General features: G+C 30.6%; 2 protein-coding genes and 1 tRNA gene. All 3 read left to right on the top strand.

The features are described from left to right. A partial coding sequence (gene hemG / locus CD034_RS11410; RefSeq protein ID WP_258026822.1) for a protoporphyrinogen oxidase occupies window positions 1-728 on the top strand: 728 nt, incomplete at its 5' end. 103 nt (window positions 729-831) lie between these two features. Next, a complete protein-coding gene (locus tag CD034_RS06780; protein WP_002455161.1) occupies window positions 832-1,392 on the top strand; it encodes an RBBP9/YdeN family alpha/beta hydrolase in 561 nt (186 codons plus the stop codon). Between the two features lie 324 nt (window positions 1,393-1,716). Then, a tRNA-Met gene (locus CD034_RS06775) sits at window positions 1,717-1,790 on the top strand. Window positions 1,791-1,802 lie beyond the last annotated feature (12 nt).

The following is a 1,802-nucleotide window of genomic DNA, read 5'->3' as shown; positions in this document are numbered from 1 at the left end:
AACAATTTAGACATGGGCTAAGTTCATTTATTGAAGCACTAGCTAAAAATGTTGAACAAAAAGGTGTACACATCAAATACAATACACCAGTAGAAGATATTCATATTCATAATGATAATTATGAGATTGTTACACATAATAGTCGAGAGACGTTTGATGGTTTACTTGTTACGACACCACATCAAACGTTTATGAAATGGTTTAATCATGATTCAGCATTTGAATACTTTAATACTATGGATTCTACTACAGTTGCAACGGTTGTATTTGCATTTGATGAGAAAAATATTGAAAATACTTATAATGGTACTGGATTTGTCATTGCGAGAACTAGTCATACAGATATTACTGCATGTACTTGGACGACTAAAAAGTGGCCATTTACAACACCAAAAGGTAAAGTATTATTACGTGCGTATGTAGGAAAACCTGGCGATACGGTTGTAGACGACCATACTGATGAAGAAATTGTAAATATCGCACGTCGAGATTTAAGTAAAATGATGACGTTTAAAGGTGATCCAGATTTTACGATAGTAAATCGATTACCAAAAAGTATGCCACAGTATCATATTGGTCATATGACTCAAATTCGCAATATACAAACCCATGTAAAACGTCAATATAACGGGTTACGCATTACCGGTGCACCGTTTGAAGCGGTAGGCTTACCTGATTGTATTCAACAGGGTAAAAATGCTGTTGAAGAATTAATAGACGAATTATAAATAAAGCATAGTAAATAAGCACTTTTTAGAGGTTATATTTTCTCTTTAAAGTGCTTTATTTTAAAATAAATAGTCATTATTAAGGAGAAAAGGAGAATAAGAAATGACAGATGTAATTATTGTTCACTCACAAATAGGAAATGCACATAATCATTGGTATCAATGGTTAAAACATAACCTAGCGCTTGAAGGATATAATGTACAATTGTTTAATTTAGATAAAGAGGATAACAAAAAATTAGATACGTGGATAAAGGCTATGAAACAACAAATTAAAATCAATCATCCTGATACGTATGTTGTAACCCATGGCTATGGTTCAATCGCTGCCTTGAAATTTATTGAACAAGTAGATTTAAAACGTCCAATAGAAGGCTTTTTTAGTATTGCTGGATTTAAAGAAGATGCGCAAGACATTGATGAATCTGTTAATTTAGATCATATTACCATTGATTATGATGAGATTAAGAAAAAGGTTAAACACTTTCACGGCCTTGCTTCAAAAGATGATGAACATGTATCTTATAAGGAAACTGAAAAGTTGTTGCAAGCTTTAGGAGGATCAATTCGAATTGTTGAAGAAGGAGGTCACTTCCTAGAAGAAGAAGGCTTCGTTTCTTTCAGTGAACTACAAGAAAAAATGCAAAAATATATGACACAATAATGTTAGAGTGGGAAAGTATCAAATAGTAATATAAAGAGTAATAAATAATTATGAGATTTTATAACCAAATTATCCCATAAAATAAATTTTTTTAAGTTTAGCGTTTTTTTACACAAATTAATTTATGGTTTTTATTGACTATATGGATATTAATATATATACTAATAAAGTATTAAAAAAAGCACTACTAAAAAATAATTATCTCATAATTATTTAAATTTATAATTAAAGTATTGTAAAATTTATTTTAAAAAAGTGTTGACATTACAGTGACTTAAATGATATATTAATTAAGTATTCATTTGAAGTACTAAATAATATTAGCGCGGGATGGAGCAGTTCGGTAGCTCGTCGGGCTCATAACCCGAAGGTCGGTGGTTCAAATCCGCCTCCCGCAATACATAATTTTA

It is taken from the genome of Staphylococcus hominis subsp. hominis (assembly GCF_002901845.1).
In the GTDB taxonomy this organism is placed as follows: Bacteria; Bacillota; Bacilli; order Staphylococcales; family Staphylococcaceae; genus Staphylococcus; species Staphylococcus hominis.
The sequence above is the reverse complement of the archived record's forward strand: the minus strand, read 5'-3'. Positions and strand labels throughout refer to the sequence as shown.

Excerpts from the sequence above, each read along its gene's own strand:
- CD034_RS06780 (WP_002455161.1), top strand. The coding sequence starts at position 832 with ATGACAGATGTAATTATTGTTCACTCACAAATAGGAAATGCACATAAT.